Annotated in this window: 19 protein-coding genes; 13 read left to right on the top strand and 6 right to left on the bottom strand. The window is 36.9% G+C overall.

Translation table 11 applies throughout. The features are described 5' to 3' along the window. The first annotated feature begins 5 nt into the window (after window positions 1-5). The 7 genes from pabC to ADM90_RS22000 all read left to right on the top strand — a co-directional run bounded on the left by pabC (window position 6) and on the right by ADM90_RS22000 (window position 6,194). On the top strand, window positions 6-851 hold the full coding sequence (gene pabC, locus ADM90_RS22030; RefSeq protein WP_053997018.1) for an aminodeoxychorismate lyase: 846 nt from the start codon (window positions 6-8) through the stop codon (window positions 849-851). Next, the gene (folP, locus tag ADM90_RS22025) at window positions 844-1,698 is read left to right on the top strand and encodes a dihydropteroate synthase (RefSeq protein ID WP_053997017.1); all 855 of its coding nucleotides are present in this window, start codon (window positions 844-846) and stop codon (window positions 1,696-1,698) included. The genes pabC and folP overlap by 8 nt, the downstream gene beginning before the upstream one ends. Beyond that, window positions 1,698-2,063, top strand: coding sequence for a dihydroneopterin aldolase (gene folB / locus ADM90_RS22020; RefSeq protein ID WP_053997016.1), 366 nt, complete (start codon window positions 1,698-1,700; stop codon window positions 2,061-2,063). The genes folP and folB overlap by 1 nt, the downstream gene beginning before the upstream one ends. Further along, window positions 2,063-2,569 (top strand): 2-amino-4-hydroxy-6-hydroxymethyldihydropteridine diphosphokinase, encoded by a 507-nt coding sequence (gene folK / locus ADM90_RS22015; RefSeq protein WP_053997015.1) that lies wholly within the window; start codon window positions 2,063-2,065, stop codon window positions 2,567-2,569. The genes folB and folK overlap by 1 nt, the downstream gene beginning before the upstream one ends. Window positions 2,570-2,626: 57 nt before the next feature. Next, a complete protein-coding gene (gene dusB / locus ADM90_RS22010; protein WP_053997014.1) occupies window positions 2,627-3,667 on the top strand; it encodes a tRNA dihydrouridine synthase DusB in 1,041 nt (346 codons plus the stop codon). 158 nt (window positions 3,668-3,825) lie between these two features. Beyond that, on the top strand, window positions 3,826-5,328 hold the full coding sequence (gene lysS / locus ADM90_RS22005) for a lysine--tRNA ligase (RefSeq protein WP_200908585.1): 1,503 nt from the start codon (window positions 3,826-3,828) through the stop codon (window positions 5,326-5,328). A gap of 404 nt (window positions 5,329-5,732) precedes the next feature. Next, window positions 5,733-6,194 (top strand): hypothetical protein, encoded by a 462-nt coding sequence (locus ADM90_RS22000; RefSeq protein WP_152928068.1) that lies wholly within the window; start codon window positions 5,733-5,735, stop codon window positions 6,192-6,194. 247 nt (window positions 6,195-6,441) lie between these two features. Here the strand turns inward: ADM90_RS22000 and ADM90_RS21995 are convergent, their stop codons facing one another. From ADM90_RS21995 to ADM90_RS21970, 6 genes are all read right to left on the bottom strand, one after another. Next, window positions 6,442-7,722 carry a tetratricopeptide repeat protein gene (locus ADM90_RS21995; RefSeq protein ID WP_053997011.1) on the bottom strand — a complete coding sequence of 427 codons (1,281 nt, stop codon included), beginning with the start codon at window positions 7,720-7,722 and terminating at the stop codon, window positions 6,442-6,444. Continuing rightward, a complete protein-coding gene (locus ADM90_RS21990) occupies window positions 7,709-8,941 on the bottom strand; it encodes a tetratricopeptide repeat protein (protein WP_152928067.1) in 1,233 nt (410 codons plus the stop codon). The genes ADM90_RS21995 and ADM90_RS21990 overlap by 14 nt, the downstream gene beginning before the upstream one ends. 4 nt (window positions 8,942-8,945) lie before the next feature. After that, window positions 8,946-10,691 (bottom strand): Hsp70 family protein, encoded by a 1,746-nt coding sequence (locus ADM90_RS21985; RefSeq protein ID WP_053997009.1) that lies wholly within the window; start codon window positions 10,689-10,691, stop codon window positions 8,946-8,948. A 13-nt stretch (window positions 10,692-10,704) separates the two neighbouring features. Continuing rightward, on the bottom strand, window positions 10,705-11,406 hold the full coding sequence (grpE, locus tag ADM90_RS21980) for a nucleotide exchange factor GrpE (RefSeq protein WP_053997008.1): 702 nt from the start codon (window positions 11,404-11,406) through the stop codon (window positions 10,705-10,707). 214 nt (window positions 11,407-11,620) lie between these two features. Continuing rightward, complete coding sequence (locus tag ADM90_RS21975) at window positions 11,621-13,048, bottom strand: AAA family ATPase (RefSeq protein WP_053997007.1); 1,428 nt, start codon at window positions 13,046-13,048, stop codon at window positions 11,621-11,623. 3 nt (window positions 13,049-13,051) lie between these two features. Continuing rightward, window positions 13,052-14,200, bottom strand: a complete 1,149-nt coding sequence (locus ADM90_RS21970) for a DnaJ domain-containing protein (RefSeq protein ID WP_053997006.1) — start codon at window positions 14,198-14,200, stop codon at window positions 13,052-13,054. Window positions 14,201-14,337: 137 nt separating this feature from the next. Between ADM90_RS21970 and ADM90_RS21965 the strand changes: the two genes are divergently transcribed. The 6 genes from ADM90_RS21965 (at window position 14,338) to ADM90_RS21950 (ending at window position 18,260) form a co-directional block, all read left to right on the top strand. Next, entirely contained in the window at window positions 14,338-15,042 is a 705-nt protein-coding gene (locus ADM90_RS21965) for a YARHG domain-containing protein (protein ID WP_053997005.1), read from the top strand. Between the two features lie 348 nt (window positions 15,043-15,390). After that, on the top strand, window positions 15,391-15,753 hold the full coding sequence (locus ADM90_RS21960) for a hypothetical protein (RefSeq protein ID WP_053997004.1): 363 nt from the start codon (window positions 15,391-15,393) through the stop codon (window positions 15,751-15,753). Window positions 15,754-15,785: 32 nt separating this feature from the next. Beyond that, on the top strand, window positions 15,786-16,790 hold the full coding sequence (locus ADM90_RS21955; protein WP_235473813.1) for a putative zinc-binding metallopeptidase: 1,005 nt from the start codon (window positions 15,786-15,788) through the stop codon (window positions 16,788-16,790). Window positions 16,791-17,055: 265 nt separating this feature from the next. Then, complete coding sequence (locus ADM90_RS24605; protein ID WP_161804098.1) at window positions 17,056-17,199, top strand: hypothetical protein; 144 nt, start codon at window positions 17,056-17,058, stop codon at window positions 17,197-17,199. A gap of 510 nt (window positions 17,200-17,709) precedes the next feature. Then, complete coding sequence (locus ADM90_RS25275) at window positions 17,710-17,820, top strand: LuxR C-terminal-related transcriptional regulator (RefSeq protein ID WP_235473795.1); 111 nt, start codon at window positions 17,710-17,712, stop codon at window positions 17,818-17,820. Window positions 17,821-17,972: 152 nt separating this feature from the next. Then, window positions 17,973-18,260 carry a hypothetical protein gene (locus ADM90_RS21950; protein WP_053997002.1) on the top strand — a complete coding sequence of 96 codons (288 nt, stop codon included), beginning with the start codon at window positions 17,973-17,975 and terminating at the stop codon, window positions 18,258-18,260. Window positions 18,261-18,608 lie beyond the last annotated feature (348 nt).

Raw genomic sequence — 18,608 nt, 5'->3', positions numbered from 1 at the left:
GATAAATGCAATGCTGGATGAATGGACAGTATATAGATGAGCAAGATTTACGAATTTCACCCTTTGACCACGGATTTTTGTATGGATTGGGATTTTTTGAAACGTTCCGAACATATGGTGGTCAAGTATTTGGCTGGGAAGCACATATAGAAAGACTACAGCTAGCTTTATCGCAATATCGTATTCACTTAACATATAACGAGCATGAATTACTGGACGTGGTACAGCAATTAAATAAGCTGGTAGATGGACAGGATGGCTATTTTCGTCTGAATGTATCTGCTGGCGAGCATGCAATTGGGCTACAGCCAACAGAATATAGACAACCAAATGTCATTATTTTTCGTAAACAATTACAGCATACAGCTCGTGGCACAGAAAAAACAGCTCAGTGGCTTACAACACGGCGCAATACACCTGAGCAGGAGGTACGGCTTAAATCACATCATTATGGCAACAACGTACTTGGTCGCTTTGAAATGCCGTCATTGGCACAGCAGGAAGGCTTCTTTTTAACACAGGAAGGCTATGTTGCAGAAGGTGTAACATCAAATATATTTTGGGTGAAAAATGATATACTATATACGCCATCCTTAGAGACAGGTATTTTACCAGGTATTATTCGCGCATGGGCTATACAAAAGGCTAGGGTGCTAGGGATGGACGTAAGAGAAGGCCTCTTTACACAGCAAGATGTAAAACAAAGTACAGAATGCTTTATTACTAACTCTATACAAGAGCTTGTACCTATTAGCAACCTAGAAGATCATTCGTTATTAGGCAATAAGGGGCCTGTTTATTCGTGTTTACATGAGGCATTTGTAAAAGAAGTGGAGTGTTTACATGCTTGAAAAATATACAACACCGTTAACGATTAATGGTATTACATTAGACTATAGAAAAGAAACATTTGTGATGGGCATTTTAAATGTTACGCCCGATTCTTTCTCGGATGGAGGAAAGTACAATAATGTAGAGGCAGCGGTTGCACAGGCGAAAAAAATGGTGGCTGAAGGGGCTAAAATTATTGATGTCGGTGGTGAATCTACACGTCCAGGCTATGAGCGAATTTCGGATGAGGATGAAATTGCACGCGTTGTGCCTGTTATTCAAGCATTAGTGAAGGAAGTACCTGCGATTATCTCCATTGATACGTATAAGGCGAATGTGGCTCATGCTGCTATTAAGGCGGGAGCGCATATAATTAATGATATTTGGGGAGCGAAGGCGGAACCTGAAATTGTACATGTTGCGGCTGAATTCCATGTTCCAATTATTTTAATGCATAATCGTGAAAATATGGATTATGGAGCGGACTTTTGGGCAACAGCAAAGGCGGACTTAGAAGAAAGTATTGTGATTGCACAAAAGGCAGGCGTTCCCGACCAACATATTATTTTAGACCCTGGCATTGGCTTTGCAAAAAACACTGCACATAATATCGCCATGATGCAACATTTAAACGATTTAGTAGCAATGGGGTACCCTGTTTTACTAGCTACATCGCGTAAATCAATGATTGGTAATGTTTTGCAGCTACCTGTGGAAGAACGTATGGAGGGTACTAGTGCAACGGTCGTTTATGGTATTGAGAAGGGCTGTCATATAATACGTGTTCATGATGTTAAGGAAATGGCACGAGCTACACATATGACGGATGTTTTAGTAGGGAAACGTGTTTATAAGGAGGAAGCGTAATGGACTATATTCATTTAAAGGATATGCAATTTTATGGCTATCATGGTGTATTAGCGGCAGAAACTACGCTTGGTCAACGCTTCCGTGCCAATATTTCTCTTGCAGTTGATATGACAAAGGCAGGAGAAACCGATGATCTAGTCTATACGGTGAATTATGCTGAGGTATATGCATTATGCCGAGATATTGTAGAGGGCGAGCCTTTAAAGCTGATTGAGGCGCTTGTGGTGAAGGTAGCCAATGCAATATTAACGACCTACCCTGATAAAGTAAAGGGTGTGCGTGTAGAGCTTATTAAACCAGACCCTCCGATTCATGGTTATTATAAAGAGGTATCTGTTGAGGTAACGAGAGGTGAGTTTTAATGAAGGATGTCTATTTATCGATTGGTACAAATATGGGAGAACGATATGACAATCTTCAGCAAGCAATAGCACTTTTAAAGCAGGAGAATAACATTGAGCTTGTCCGCATTTCCTCTGTCTATGAAACGGCTGCTGTTGGCTACACAGACCAAGCAGATTTTTTAAATATTGCTGTTCACCTAAAAACAGATTTATCCTCTGCTGATATGCTGAGTATTTGCCAATCCATTGAACAGGAATTAGGTCGTGTGCGTGAGTTTCGATGGGGCCCTCGCATTATTGATCTTGACATCTTGCTTTATAATCACGAAAATATTGAAACAGAGCGCTTAATTGTTCCACATCCACGCATGTATGAGCGAGCATTTGTGTTAGTGCCGCTAGTTGAAATCACCTCAGCACCACTTGACGAGCAGCTAGAACAAGCACATCGTCTATTACAGCAGCTAGATTGTGAGGGTGTAGCTTTGTGGGAGCATTATGATAAGCCTCTAACAGTAAACTAAGTAGCATCGTATACGAATAAATAGATAAAGTAACGCTTTAGAGGGAGGACATCAACGTTGAGTCAAGCAACTGAAAAGCCGTTTCAAATTGGTGATATCGTAATGGACAACCGTGTTGCATTAGCGCCAATGGCTGGAATTTGTAACTCTGCTTTCCGTTTAACGGTGAAGGAATTTGGAGCAGGGCTTGTATATGCTGAAATGATTAGTGATAAAGGAATCGTACAACGCAATGAAAAGACATTAGGTATGCTTTATATTGATGAGCGTGAAAACCCATTATCACTACAAATTTTCGGCGGCGATAAAGAAACATTAGTAGAAGCGGCAAAATATGTAGAGGAAAATACAACAGCTGATATTATTGACATTAATATGGGCTGTCCTGTCAATAAAATTATTAAATGTGAGGCAGGAGCACGCTTGCTGCTTGATCCAAACAACGTATATGAAATGGTTGCAGCAGTAGTCGATGCGGTCAAAAAGCCGGTATCTGTGAAAATGCGTATTGGCTGGGACGATGAGCATGTTTTTGCAGTCGAAAATGCACAGGCAGTAGAGCGTGCAGGTGCATCGGCAGTAGCTGTTCACGGCCGCACACGTGTACAAATGTATGAAGGTAAGGCAAACTGGGATGTGATTCGTGATGTAAAGCAAAATGTTCGTATTCCTGTATTGGGGAATGGTGATGTAGAAACACCTGAGGACGCTAAACGTATGCTTGATACAACGGGTGTAGATGCAGTAATGATTGGTCGTGCTGCATTAGGGAACCCATGGATGATTTATCGCACAGTGCAGTACTTAGAGACAGGTGAGCTAAAGAAAGAGCCAAGTGTACGTGAAAAAATCGATGTCTGTCTCTTGCATTTTGAGCGTTTAATGCAATTAAAGGGAGAAGGAATTGCAGTACGAGAAATGCGTAAACATGCATCATGGTACTTAAAGGGTATACGCGGGAATGGCAAGGCGCGTAAAGCTATTAACCAAATCGAAAAAGCTGTAGAGCTACGTGCGCTATTAAACAGCCTTGTGGATGACTACGAAGAGCATGATTTTGATTTAGTTGTGCCAGAAGCAAAGCAATTAATTGTATAGTGTGTTTTATAGGTGTCCCTATGTCCGTTAAGGGACACCTATTTATAAATTTTAGAATTATTAATTATTTTAACTGTAGATTGAAAATAAAGTGAAACAGATGATTACCACTTTAAAATTGTGTACAATAGAAATATTATGGACATAAATGTTAAGGAGTGAAACAAGTGTCAAACATAGAAGAATTAAATGATCAGCTTTTGGTGAGACGTCAAAAAATGATGAATATATTAGAAAACGGTCAAGATCCATTTGGCAGCCGTTTTGAACGTACACATTTATCAACAGAGGTACTTGCTCAATTTGCAGAGCAAACAAAAGAGCAACTAGAGGAAAACCTTCAAGAGGTTGTGATTGCAGGCCGTATTATGACAAAACGTGGTAAAGGAAAAGCAGGCTTTGCACATATTCAAGACTTAGGTGGTCAAATTCAAATTTATGTACGTCAAGACCATGTAGGCGAACAAGCATATGAACTATTTAAACAAGCTGATTTAGGGGATATTGTAGGGGTACGTGGCAATGTATTCCGCACACAAGTTGGAGAGCTTTCCGTGAAGGCTGAAGGATTCACTTTCCTGACAAAAGCACTTCGTCCAATGCCAGAGAAATTCCACGGCTTACAGGATGTTGAACAACGCTATCGTCAACGTTACTTAGATTTAATGACAAATGAAGATAGCAAAAAAACATTCATTACACGCTCAAAAATTATTCGCGCCATTCGTAACTACCTAGATAACGCTGGTTATTTAGAGGTAGAAACACCAATGCTTCATACAATTGCTGGTGGTGCAGCGGCTCGTCCATTTATCACACATCATAATGCTCTTGATATGGAATTATATATGCGTATTGCCATTGAATTGCATTTAAAACGTTTAATCGTTGGTGGTTTAGAAAAAGTGTATGAAATTGGCCGTGTTTTCCGTAACGAAGGAATTTCCACACGTCATAATCCTGAATTTACAATGATTGAGCTCTATGAAGCTTATGCGGATTACCAAGATATTATGTCTCTAACAGAAAACCTGATTGCACATGTTGCTCAAGAAGTGCTTGGTACAACGGTTGTTCAGTATGGGGAAGATGAAATCAATCTTGCTGTAGGCTGGAAACGTGTGCATATGGTAGACGCTGTAAAAGAAGGCACAGGTGTAGACTTCTGGCAGCCGATGACAAAAGAACAAGCTCAAACGCTTGCTAAAGAGCATGGTGTAGAAGTGAAAGATGTTCATGAAGTAGGTCATATTATTAATGAATTCTTTGAACAAAAGATTGAAGAGACACTTGTACAGCCTACCTTTGTCTATGGTCATCCAGTAGAAATCTCACCTCTTGCGAAGAAAAACCCAGAGGACGAGCGTTTCACAGATCGCTTTGAGCTATTTATCGTTCGTCGTGAGCATGCGAATGCCTTTACAGAATTAAATGACCCAATCGACCAACGCCAACGCTTTGAAGCGCAATTAGCAGAAAAAGAGGCAGGCAATGATGAGGCACATGAAATGGACAATGATTTCATTGAAGCATTGGAATATGGTATGCCGCCAACAGGTGGCTTAGGAATTGGGATTGATCGTTTAGTGATGCTATTAACAAATGCACCATCTATTCGCGATATTTTACTATTCCCAACAATGCGTCATACTTCGAAATAAAATCATAAGCAGAAGCAGTTTGTTAGAATAAAGTACTGCTAAAGAACTACTCCCATGTCAGGAGAGCGTAACAGGAGAATCTACCGAGGATTCTCCTGTTTTTTCGTGTAGAGGAAGCCGAAAGAGTGATTTGGCTTGTTTTCCTAAATTTATAAAAAGTTGGGAATTATTGTGTTCTCACCTTTACTTTCTGTCACAGTTTTATGAATGTTAATATATATAAATTTTATTCATAAACCATACAAGTGATCTTCTTACCATTCTTACAGGAAATTAGGCTGTTTGTTTATTTAATATAATTTTGGAAATTAAGAAAATAGATTGCGAAATTACTAAAAATTGGGCTAAAATGGTGATATATGATATAAATTTGGCGGTGGTGGAGAAAAATGATATTCACATTTATGTTAAAGAATGTTTTCAAAGCACAAACAGAGGCAGAAATATTAAAATCCTCTGTGATTTATGGATGGTCTTTAGTCGGGATAATGACTATTACTATTGCTTTATTAGGTATATTACCTCAATTTGTACAAGGTGGTTTTGATGCAGGGCCAGCCTTATTTGTATTTTTAATAGCTTGGATTCTTTTTACTGCTCGTTACACCTCATTTAAGCCTATGTTAGGAGCGGCATCAGCAGGAATTACGATTGTCGCGTTCAGTGCGCTTTTAGAAAATGCCTTTGCTCGACGTAATAATGGTTCGTTTACAATGGGGATATTATTTGGTGTACTTTTCGTCCTTCTCACAATAGCGTTAAAAAATAGTTTGGTATCATTATTTTACTTAATCAAAGAGACTGTTAGATTTATTAAATACAAAAAACATCAAATTACTTTAGAAGATACTGTGCTACAGGCTTAAAACGCTAAGAGAGCAAAATAATAGGGGATTAGAGTGTGGTGGGACAAGGGTTATTTCCCCCGCCGTGCTTTTATCGCAAAGAAAGCGTTCCAAAGATTTAAGAGGCTGAAATCAAGTTTATTGTCTCTTATCAGCCTAAGCTTGCACAGACAGGTATTACGCTGTAAAAATATAAGAAATATAAAAAGCTGCGCTCCGATTGTTAACGGTATCTAACTATCGGAGCGCAGTTCATATTCTTGAGAGTTTAAGAGAATATATTGATAATGACGCCTATGACCAGCGTTGCTATTATGAGCAGACACCCACAGCCGATAAGGAATGAAAAGATATTTTTTATGTACCCCGCTAAAAAATACCAGACAAGTGCTACGATAACACCCAATCCTATACTTTCTGTACTAACTGCAAAAATTATACCAAATAGAATTGCCCAAAAGACGGATCCTCTAAAAGCAACCTCTCTCATCTGTGCAGAGACTGGGGAACTCTGATAAGTATGTTGCTCTTGCTTCACAGGTATTTGTTGCGAAAAGGTCTCTTGCGTTTTAACCTGTTTTGGTGGGGTGTTTTTGCTAGGCTTACCGCCATGCTTAATGGCGAAGTCACCATAGTCAATATCTCCAAAGTAGTAAATGTCATCTGTTACATACTGCTGCATATTGCTTGTCCATTGCGCAAAGTCTTGATTACCGTAGTTATTTAAATTATTTACAAATTGAATAGCGTGTCTAAAGCCAAACCATTTTTCACTATGATCTTCTACATGACGAATAATCCCGATGATCACGTCATTTCTATTTTCTATTGCTAAATGCTGGAGTTTGTCTTCAGCCTGCTTAACTTTATTTTCGTAATTATAGTACATGGCATAATCCCACATCATAATGATGATAGGTAAATTGCGTAACACAATTGGATCTTTTAAATGATTCTTAAATAATGTAAAAATATCCTTTATTCGATTATCAATGGAATAAATTCTGGCTAAATCCATTACAAGAAAATCATTCGTTGGTTCCAAGCTCAGGGCTTGTTCCGCATAGTTTGCTGCATCTTTATAACGTTGAAGTTCTATATAAGCATCCATTAGTGAGATTAAAATGCCTACATCATTTGGGATATCGCTTTGCAAGTCCTTTAAAACTTGGATTGCTTGTTCAAATTGCCCATTTCGCATATAACCCTGTGCTAATAATTTTCTTGCATTTAAATGTTTAGGGTTTATGGCAAGGGCTTGTTTGATTTTGACAATAGCATTGGCTGTTTGTTCATTTTCTAACAATCTATCTGCTTCATTTAACAAAATATTAATATCTTCGTGTATAATTTGTTCATCGTATGCTCTGCGTTGTTCAGAATTACTTAAAGTATTATAAGCTTCACGAATTAATTGATATTCTTCATGGTGCTGCTCATTTGTATAAATTCTTACTAGCTTATAAAAAGCTCTTTTTATTTCGTCCTCAGTAGCCTCTTGTGACACATTCAATATCGTATAGTAATTTTTTGTATCAATTTTCATCATATGACTCGTCCACCAACCTACGTTTAGCTTCTATCCCTGTCCAATCTTCAGGGTATAGTTCTACTAGCTTTTGGAGCAAAATTTTGGCTTCATTTAGATGTTGCTCTTGTAATAAACCTGATAAAGAAAGCATTGTATCGTCGCGATAAGGGGAATCCCAAAACGTTTTGTTATCCATATGTAAAAACTGCTGTCCCGTGTTAATCGCCTCATTTGACCTACCTTGTGCAATTTGAGCTTGCAATAAAAAATACATAGCATCATCTGAATAGTAGGCGTCTTTATTTATAGCTAAACTTTTTTCGAATAAAGCTGTGGCGGTAGGGTAATCTCTTTTTTGAAAGGCTTGAAGTCCTTGTTGATATGAAGACTTCTCAAGCGTTGCAGCTATTTGGGCAATTTCTTCAGCAGAAAAAAGGGCAAATGGGTTTTCCTCATCTATTTGTTGTTCTAGCTTAGATGTTTCAGAAAGCTGAGCTTCTAGCTTGTCAATAGTAGCTTTTAGTTGAGATATTTCTGTATCTCGCTGTTTATCAATAAGGGTCTCCTGGTTTTCTAGTGTAGCAGGTATAGATAAAGGTGGAGCCTCCTTTTTGAACAATAAGGGCAGTACTATAATAGTTATGGCAGCTAAAATACTAACTAGAGAGAACATGATCTTACCTGAGCGAAGCTTGTTTTTCGCTACCTCGACAGGCTGTTCAAGGTTTGACTGATGCATAAAAAGTAATATTTGTTTTGTGTCTGGTAGTTGCTGAATATGGACAGGCATATTTTGTAGTAATTGCTTTGTATATTGTTCGTTATGCAGCAAAGCACTAGAAAATAGAATGGCTTTATAGACAACTGTTGGCAAAACATAGCCTATTTTTAATAAAGGTAATAAGTATTCAAGCCCCTTTTCAAACTGGTTTTGTTGAAAGCATATAAGTGCCTTATTATAGGTTTTAGCAATTTCCTCATATACAGGGAGAGATTGAATAACAGCCGTTCGTTGCTCTGCAAGAGGAAAGAGATTTGGTCTTTTTAATGATCTCCATAGGAATAGTGCCTGATAAGGTTCTCCTATAGCTATATAGCATAAACTTAGCGACCATGTGAGTAGGTCGTTTTTCTTTTTAGGTTCGTAGAGTGCTTGTAATTTATCTTTTGCATATAGATACTGTCCTTCTTGAATAAGAAGGACAGCTTCGGTTAATTGTTCTTTTAAGCTTTTCATAGGGCTAAACAAGTTCGATCAGTAAATCTGTTAATTCATCTTCTAATTTACGAACGAAAGTTTCATCGTTATCTTGAACTGCTAGTTTAATTTGTTGCAATAAGCTCTCTACTTTTGTTATATCAGAACCTTGTAAATCAGGAAGTATACGTTCAGCTCGACTGACAACATTTTTCACCGTGTCATACAATTGTGATTTTGTCCAATCAGTATCAGCACGTTGTTTAGCTAATTGAATTTCCGTTTTTGTCATAACGCCTGTCTGTGTATCAATTTGCTTTTTTATACGTTTCCCTGTGCTAACAATCTCCGCCTCTACCTCTAAAATACCATTGATATCATAACTGAAAATAACATCAATCATTTCTTGGTTAGCGGGACGAGGAGGAATGCCCTCTAAAGTGATTGGTTCACTTGAAATAGCTAAATTAGGCTGTACCATTTCCTCATTAGGCTTGCCTTGGAATACGTTAATGTCTACAACTGTTTGGTTATCATGTAATGTGTTAAAACGCTTGCTCTTCCGTATAGGAATTGGTGAGTTCGCCTCAATAATTTCAGAGAAGAAGCCTTTTACAATTTGGGAGCCAATAACAGAACTTGTTTCAATTCCAAGTGAATAAGGGCAAACGTCCAGCACCATAATGCCTTTATCGCTGCTAATAATCCCTGTTTTAATCCCTGCTTGAATGGCTGCACCTAAGGCAACAGCCTCATCTGGATTAATATCTTTACGTGGAGCTTTATTAAATTTTTGCTGTACAATTTGCTGAACTAATGGAATTCGGGTTGAACCGCCTACTAACAACACATCATCAATATCATGTACAGATAAATTTGCTTCTTGTAATGCCTCCTCCACTTGAAGTAATGTGGATTCCGCTAACGGGCGAATTAAGTCTTCAAATTCATCTCGCGTAATCGTCTCGCTAATAGAAATAGGCATACCATCCTTCATCATAAAGAAGGGAATTTCAAATTGAGCTGTTGATTGAGCTGAAAGCACTTTTTTAACTTCCTCAGCCGCTAATTTTAAACGGTTTTGTCTTTGTAAAATTTCTATCTCAGAGCCGCTATCAATACGCACATTTTCTTTGCGCTCAATCACTTTTATTAGCCAGTCAGCTAGCAATTTATCAAAATCTAAACCACCAAGACTATTGTTTCCTGAAGTTGCCTTTACCTCTACTACACCATCAAACAATTCGACAATCGAAACGTCAAATGTCCCGCCACCTAAGTCATAAATAGCAAGCTTCATATTGCTAGTCATATTTTCTGAACAAAATGAGATAGCGGCTGCTGTTGGTTCATTAATAATACGCTCTACCTTTAACCCAGCAATTTCTCCTGCTGATTTTGTAGCCTTTCGTTGGGCATCTGAAAAATAGGCGGGTACAGTAATAACTGCTTCTGTAACGATCGTACCTAATTGGTGTTCAGCCGCCTCTTTTAAATACTTTAAATAATGAGCTGATATTTCTTCTGGTGTATAGGCTTTATCTCCTACCGTGACATTTTCACCCGTTCCCATCAGCCGCTTTACTTCACTCGCTGTTAATTTTGGTGCACCAGCCATTGCATTTTTTGCTGTTGCGCCAATTACAATTTCATTGGTTTCAGGTTTCATATGAAAGATAGAAGGGGTTGTGCGTTGACCATCCTTGTTGACAATAATTTCCGGTCGTTCATTTTTTAAATAGGCTATTGCGCTGTTTGTTGTACCTAAATCAATTCCGATGACTGTCATATAATTTAACTCCTTATCCAACATTAATTACTTTAGCAATTCGAACAATTTTAGTTGTTTTTTGATCCATGAAGCAACGCTCTAGGACATCGACTACAGTGTACAGGGGTACTTGATTATCCGTTGTCACAACGCCGATGCTTTCCATGTAGGCTCCGTCTAAAATTTTCCCTTTGACAGGTATTTCTACAATGCCTAATTGAGCTAAATTGTTCAAATGTTCTGATATAATTTTATCTGTTTCTGCTACCCAATCTTTATCTACTTTTTCTGATAGGCTTGCTGCTCTATGAATCAAATCCATAGAATCAATTCCTTTAATCATTACATGAATATAGGAAGCTCGCTCTTGTTCAAAGGCTTCAATGGTTGCTACCATGTCTGGATCTTCTTGTATATCTAAACGTGTATCTAAAAACTGGCGAAGTTCCTCAAACATTTTCATGTTTACTTTTGTTCCTTTTTTTACTTGAGTATTAATTTGTTCAATTAATACTTCAAGAGGCTGTTCTTCGGGCACATCGAAATCTTCAAATTTCTCCACCATTTCTTCGAGATTTGAAAGGTTTTCTTTTAACAGTTGTTCAATATGACTTTTAATCTCCACATAAATCACTTCTTCCTTAAAGTAGTGAGTTGGCAAGATAGCCAGCAATTTTCTTGCTATGCTATCCAAGTTGCTTTCCCAATTAGGCTGGTCATGGTAGATGCGCATAATGATGGCCAGCTCATCTAATAAACAATGTACTTCCTCCAGATAGCTGATCGTATGACTTTTAAAAATGATGCTTAAGCAATTTTCTAAGGGAAGGTGTTTTTTTTGAAATAATGCAATAAATTTCTCTTGTTCAGAGGTATATTGTTGTATTACTTCCTCTTTTAGCGTATCCTCCTGGGGACAATTTTCTTTAGTAATTATTCTTCAACTCCTATACATCAACTTGATTTCGCACTCTATATCGATCACTTGACTCTACTGCATAAAGGACTTCCTCTGTTAGTAAGTCAAGCTCATGCTCACCTTCAGTTGTTAATGTGTAAGTGGCCTTCTTTAAAATCGCGTCCTCTAACATATTGCGGACTAGTCGCCCGTTCCCGTGATTTGATGGACTATCAATCATATTACGACTAATAATACGTTTTGCTATTTTTTTAGCTGAGGCTGTCATACGATACTGCTTCTGTTTTAACATCAATTCCAATATCTCCAGTTGCTCCTCCAGTGTATAGTCTGGAAATTTAATGGTATATTTGAAGCGAGAGGCAAGTCCAGGGTTTGATTTTATAAAACTTTCCATCTCCTTTGGATAACCAGCTAAAATAATAACAAGTGTGTCTCTGTCATCCTCCATTGCTTTGACAATGGTGTCTACTGCTTCCATTCCAAAATCATTACTGTTTTTTGCTCTTGTTAAGGCATATGCCTCATCAATAAAAAGCACACCATTCTTAGCTTCAGCAAGTTTTCCTAGGGTTTTTACTGCCGTGTGTCCAATATATTCACCAACTAAATCCCCTCTCATCACCTCAACTAAATGACCAGATGTTAAAATACCAAGTGCTTTTAAAATATTAGCCACAATACGTGCAACTGTAGTTTTTCCACTACCTGGATTGCCTGTGAAGACCATATGTAAACTGAGTTTTTCCGCTTTAAAGCCTTGTTCCTGCCTCATTTTAGTGAAGGAAATCCAATGATGTAAGTCATAAATACTTTGTTTAACCGATTGTAGCCCAATTAATGTCTCTAATTCATGTAAGGCTTGTGAAATTGTATGTTCCTCTTGTTTATTGCCCGGTAATACTTTGTTTAGCTCAGGTGATTGTTCCATACATAAAATCATTTCATTAATCCAATGATTCAGTAATTTTGCATCTTCAGAATGGTGTGTGACAGATTGTAAGACAAGCTTGGCTCGTATTAAGTCGCCCATTTTTTGATTTGCCTGATAGGAAGTAATATAGTCAATTTGTTCAAAAGGAGCTTGGTTTAATAGAAAATTAGCACAGCGCAGTATGGTTTTCGCGTAACTAATTGAGTACTTTTCCGTTAATTCAAATGTTGTACATTGTAGCCATTTTGCTTGGGCGGCAAGCAGATTATGACGTTTTTCATCCTCATAAGCCATTTCACTATAGCACTTTGCTAAAAACTGTTGGATGGTTAACTGCAAATGAATAAGTTGAGCAGCTTGTTTTTCTTTTAATAACTGTTGAATTTTTCGGTATACTCGATTTAATCGGAATAAATGATGTGAAATCAATTGTTCATCATAAGGCTTAAATGCTTCTAAGATATCATCTTGTATGGAATAAAATGACTCCTCGATTAAGTGATATTTATCCAGTATAATCATTCCCTAAATCAAATAGTTAAAAAATTGCTGTTTACATTTAAAAAGAGCGGGATATTTAATTTCTAGTCGTTTTACATCTTTTTTGAAGCTTTGATAATTCTCATTTGCATACCATTCGATGTCATCATGTATAAATTGATTATGCTCCTCCCATTCCTGCTCACTTGCATAGTCACTTTTAAATAAGTAAATGTAAAATAATTTTTTGAACAATTTGCCGATTGTTTTGTCATGAGACAATTTTTGAAATTCACTATAAATTATTTGCTTTTTCTGTAACTCTTCTAAGAAGGCATTGTTTGATAAATTTCCTTCATTTCTTAGAAGACATATAATATATAAAGCGTTGTATGCCCAATTGAAAGTATAGGAGTTGCATAAGAATTCGATCCATACTTGTAACTCCTCTATTAATAATTGTTTCGCCTCATATGTAAATGGATGTTTTGCAATAATCTGTTTATATTGTTCATACATCGTCGTGCTATCTGCAGCGCAGCAAATTTCAAAAAATTGACATAGATAGAAGGCATGTTTTTGACTATCGACATGTGGCTTTAATCGTAATTTCTCTATAAAGGCCCATGCTTCCTCATATCGCTCAGTGCATAGATAAGCTTTTATTAAAAGTGATACAAGCTCATAGTTAGCTGGAGCTATTAATAACCCCTGCTTTGTTACTCGTACCATATTTCTATACTGTTCTAACCTAGAATAAAGAATAGCTAGCTGAATATAGGCATCTATAAATTCCTCATCTGTTTGTATAGTAGTGTGTAATAAGTGTTCTGCTTCCTCATAATCTTCTAATTTCATTAACATGAGAGCATATTCGTAATAATGGGTCGCGCTTGGCTGAATTGTAATAATTTCATTAAAAGAGTCTTTTACTTCACTGATAAAGCCTGTTTTACTTGCCTCGAATGCTAATTCTTTTAGGTGTTCAATTCGTTGCCCGTATTCTAATTGAATATCATAGTCTTTCCGTAATTTGGGATCTATCAATATTCGATATGCTTCCCTGAGTTGAGCTGACTTCTCTGGGTATTTTTCATTAGAGTAACGGCGAATCATTATGCTAAATGCTCTTTTAAGTTCGTCTGAATCGACATCAACTGTTACTTCTAATATTTCATAATAAGTACTATTCAAAATATACCTCTTCCTAATGTATACTTTTAGTGAAAGTTCTACTATATTTAGCAATAAATATCGGAAATAATATGTCTACATTTTAAGGTATATAGTGATAAAATACAATTAAATTCTAAATTGTGGGGGTGATATAGGTGAAAGGTACGTTGGGAGAGATACTATTAATTATAACATTGGTCTCTGTTATTTCGTATGCAATTATCCAACCTGTAAGCTTTAAGGCAGCCATCGTGCCACTTGATTTAGCGGAAAAATTACATAGCCTTCCTCGTATTGTCTCAGAGAAGGTGGATGGCCTAATGAATGAAGAAGGCGTAGGGGAAGATAGCGATTATATATTATCTAATAGTAATACGGAATATTTAACGTATGAGCATTTAGCTGATTTAACAGAGAAGGAGCTGCGTATTGCACGGAATGAATTATACGCGCGCCACGGTTTTATTTTTGGAGCAGAGGATTTGAAAATGTATTTTCAGAATCAAGTTTGGTATGAAGAAAATAGTAATTTTTCAGAAACCTCTCTTTCTGATATAGAATTGGCCAATGTTTATCTTATTTCAACTTTAGAAAATAGTTTGAAACATACATCTGAATTTATTATCCCTTACAGTTATAATGCTTATTTGGATACTTCAGATATAGCCAATTATTCTCAAGAGCAATTGAAATATATTCGAAATGAGATATTTGCCCGTCACGGTTATCAATTTGCTAGTGGTCCGTTGCAAGAGTATTTTAGTAGTAAGCCTTGGTATGTTGCAAATCCTTATTTCCACGATGAGCAGTTAAGTGATGTTGAGCTTGCTAATATTGAGTTTATCCAATCATATGAATAACCTAAGAATTTTTTAGAAGTATAGTTTTGAGCAACCTAAATATAGAGTTAGTGGAAAAACGGCTACAGATAAACTTTCTTACTTAACCTATACTGTTGAGAAAGGTTGTTGGGCATATCCAACAGCCTTTTTTGCCATATGACAATAAAATAACATTAATTACCATTTTACCCAATCCTCTTTTGGCTAAATTGAAAATAAGGAAAAGGAGGGCTTTAGACGAAAGGAGGAAAATTAGTCTGATACTGATTGGGATAGGTGTGATCCTTGTCATAGGTTTATTATATTTAGTCCAGTATAAGGGATTAGTAAAAATGGGGAATTGGTCAAAAAGATATCAATAATGGAATGTTAATTTTTGCGACAATTGATCAAGGTGCGGGAAGTAATGTTGTAAGGATTGCTGTTAAGCAAGAGCGAATGCTCGATGAATATATATTTCTTTCTTTAGAAAATGGTGATTATACACGTGCCTTTGCATATGTAGTAGATGCGATTCAAGCAGAAGAAATCGAATATGAAGGGTTAGTGGTAACGGCTGAAGCACCGTGGAATGTAGATGATACTTTATTGCTTATTACACTGATGGTATTTTGGGGGTTTGGCTTTTATGCGGTTATTTGGGGAAAAGGCTCATCCAGGGATGGTTCATCAGACGGTTATGGAAGCAGTGACAGTTATTCAGGTGGTGGTTCAGATCAGGATTTTTAAGTGTATAGAAAGGGGGAAGTAGCGTGAAAATTATGAAGCAGGTAGTATTTTTAATGATGTTGTTACTATTGGTAGGCTGTGGCGAGGTACAATCTGACGGTGAAGTCGTAAAGAGCGTTGCAAGTGAGGTAGAGGATACAAATTCTACAGAGGATGTAGAAGGCACATTGATTCAGGTAAATGCTAAAAGTGACGATGTGATAGAGAATGGTTGTTATGAAGGGGAAATTTATATTGGGGCGGAGGATACTTGTGTTTTACCGTTAGAATGTGAGAACGCTGAAACTTGTATAGCGCGTGGAGATGAATTAGTGCGAATATTAGAGGATGAGTATGGTTCACTGACGGCAGAGGAGTCGGTTGCAACTGACTTAGAGGGTGTTTATGATCTGTATACCTATGAAATTGATAATGACGTTGAACAAATTCTGACAGAGGATGATGTAACGGATGAGGATATGGAATATCATGCGGAACTATGGTTTGATTTTGCATGGTTAATTCCAGAGTCGGAACGCGAAGATATCAATCAATTTATCGTGTTTGAAAGTGGCGATACATTAGCGTATGTCAATTTACACGATGATGATGGGAAGTATTGGACATTAGGCATGAACGCTGAAAATATTGAGTTAGCATCTGAAACAATGATTACGTATATTCATGAATACGCACATTATCTATCATTGAGAGATGGCGAGCAAAATATTTGGGTAGACTTAGAGGCCTGTGAAAATGTGCTGATTGAAGATACAGGCTGTTTTTATGAAGATGCCTATTTAACGGCCTTTTATGAGCAGTTTTGGAATCCAGCAAGCGAATACGAGGAGGATTATATATCAGGCTATGCAGCAAGTTCAGTAGTAGAAGACTTTGCGGAATCATTCGCCCATTTTGTGTTGACACCGCAGCCAACAGACATCAGTACGATGGCTGATGAAAAAATTACCTTCTTTTATGGCTCAGACTACTTCGTAGAATTGCGCGCACATATTTTAACACGTGCGGCAACATGGCTTGTACGTGCCGTTGTGTAGGCAGTAGATAGACAATAGGATCCGTTATAATTTGGTGTGATAGATACTATGGGTAAGAATATAATGACAGTCTATCGTATAAAGTGACTATTTTCGCTACAATAAAAAACATTAGGTATGTATGGGGGATGTTCCGAATAAATTCGAAGCACCTCCCTTCTTTAATATTAGATGGTAGAGTGGCTTTATATACCCTATAGCGCATTTATCGACAATTATAAAAAAGCTTCTTTTCTTTATCATGCTGTACAGGAAGGACTGACTAATGGCATTCAACCTATTATTTGAGCTACAAGATAATGGGAATGAATCGAAAAGTTTAACACTAGGCTTGGGGCTTAGTATGATGAAGGATCGTGTAGAGCGATTAACAAGGTACGTTGTTCTATATAAAGCCAAAACAAGGTGAGGGCTGTTTATTGCATATTACACTAGTATATAAGAGGGTAGATGGATGCTTACAATCTTTAATTACTGATGACTAAATGCTCATACGAGAAGGGCTAAAAACGATTATTGATTTAGAAGACGATATGCAGGTTGTGACCTTAGCGAGAATAGTAAAGAAGCGGTGTCAATGGCAAAGCTTCTTCAGCCACAGCTCGTATTAATGGATATTCCAATATCATTATGGATGGAATCGTAGCATTAATGAAGATAAGGAGCAACTTCCGCATACGTTTGTTTTAATTTTATTCACGTTTTTAAAGGAGGACTAGATTATTAATGGTTTAGCGAATGGCGCAAGCGGTTATTTATTGAAGAATATGGACACAGATAAAATGCTTGCCTCTATTCATGACACAATACTAGGACAGTTCGTGTTGGCGGCAAAGGTGATAGCGCGATTATCATAAATTAGTGCTACACATATAAAAAAGTGGAGCTCACACAAAGAGAATTAGAAATAGCAAAATTAATGGTTACAGATAAAAGTAATAAAGAGAACGCGATAACGCTTTATATCGTAGAAGGTACAGTGCAAAGCTATGTAAGTAATTTATATTGTAAGTTGAAGGATTATTTTTAGTATTGAAATAGTAAAAGCAGAAACATGGATTGACAATGTTTCTGCTTTTCTATTTAAATGAGGTTCACACAAGAGAAGGATATAGAGTATAATTTTCTAGTCTTTTATTTTTACGGGGGGAAATTTAAATATAACTTTAGTGGAGGTCTATAATGAATTATAGAATTATGAATAAACAAGTGTTTGAACAAGCACAAGTTCGCTCTGTTTCAGATGTAGTATTCATGGAAGAGGAACTGGCAAATGGCATGAAGTTAGCTATTTCGAAAAAGGACCCGACACTTACTTTATTTTTAGTGGAGATAGATGGACAAAAAAAGTTTGATGTTCGATGGGATGATTCATCTGAAATTTTCAATGGCTGGTATTCAGCGTGGGATAATTTCTTATGGTGCTTGAGTGTAGTAGATACACAAAGTGTGCAGAATCAAGAAGGGTAGTCAGTGTAGCAGGAATTGGGTTTTCGAGAAATACCTCAGTTCCTGCTTCGTATTAAAGTATAGAAAGAAGACATTTCTATTAAGAATAAAGTTTATTAAAAAAGTACTTGCGTAATATATAGTCTATATGTTAAATTATTAAATGTTGCTAAGAGAGGCGATAAAACATCTTCTCTTTTGAAAAAAGTAACTAAATAAAGTTTTGAAAAAGTGTTGACATAAAAGAGTGTTGATGCTAAGATATAAAAGTTGCTGTTAGAAAAACAGTATGAACCTTGAAAACTGAACAAGCAAAACGTAATCAATCAAGTTTTAAGTAGCTAGCTTTGGCTAGTGAATAAAACAAAA

The sequence above is a fragment of the Lysinibacillus macroides genome (assembly GCF_001281525.1).
Classification (GTDB): Bacteria; Bacillota; Bacilli; order Bacillales_A; family Planococcaceae; genus Lysinibacillus; species Lysinibacillus macroides.
This window is presented reverse-complemented; position numbering and strand designations above follow the sequence as displayed.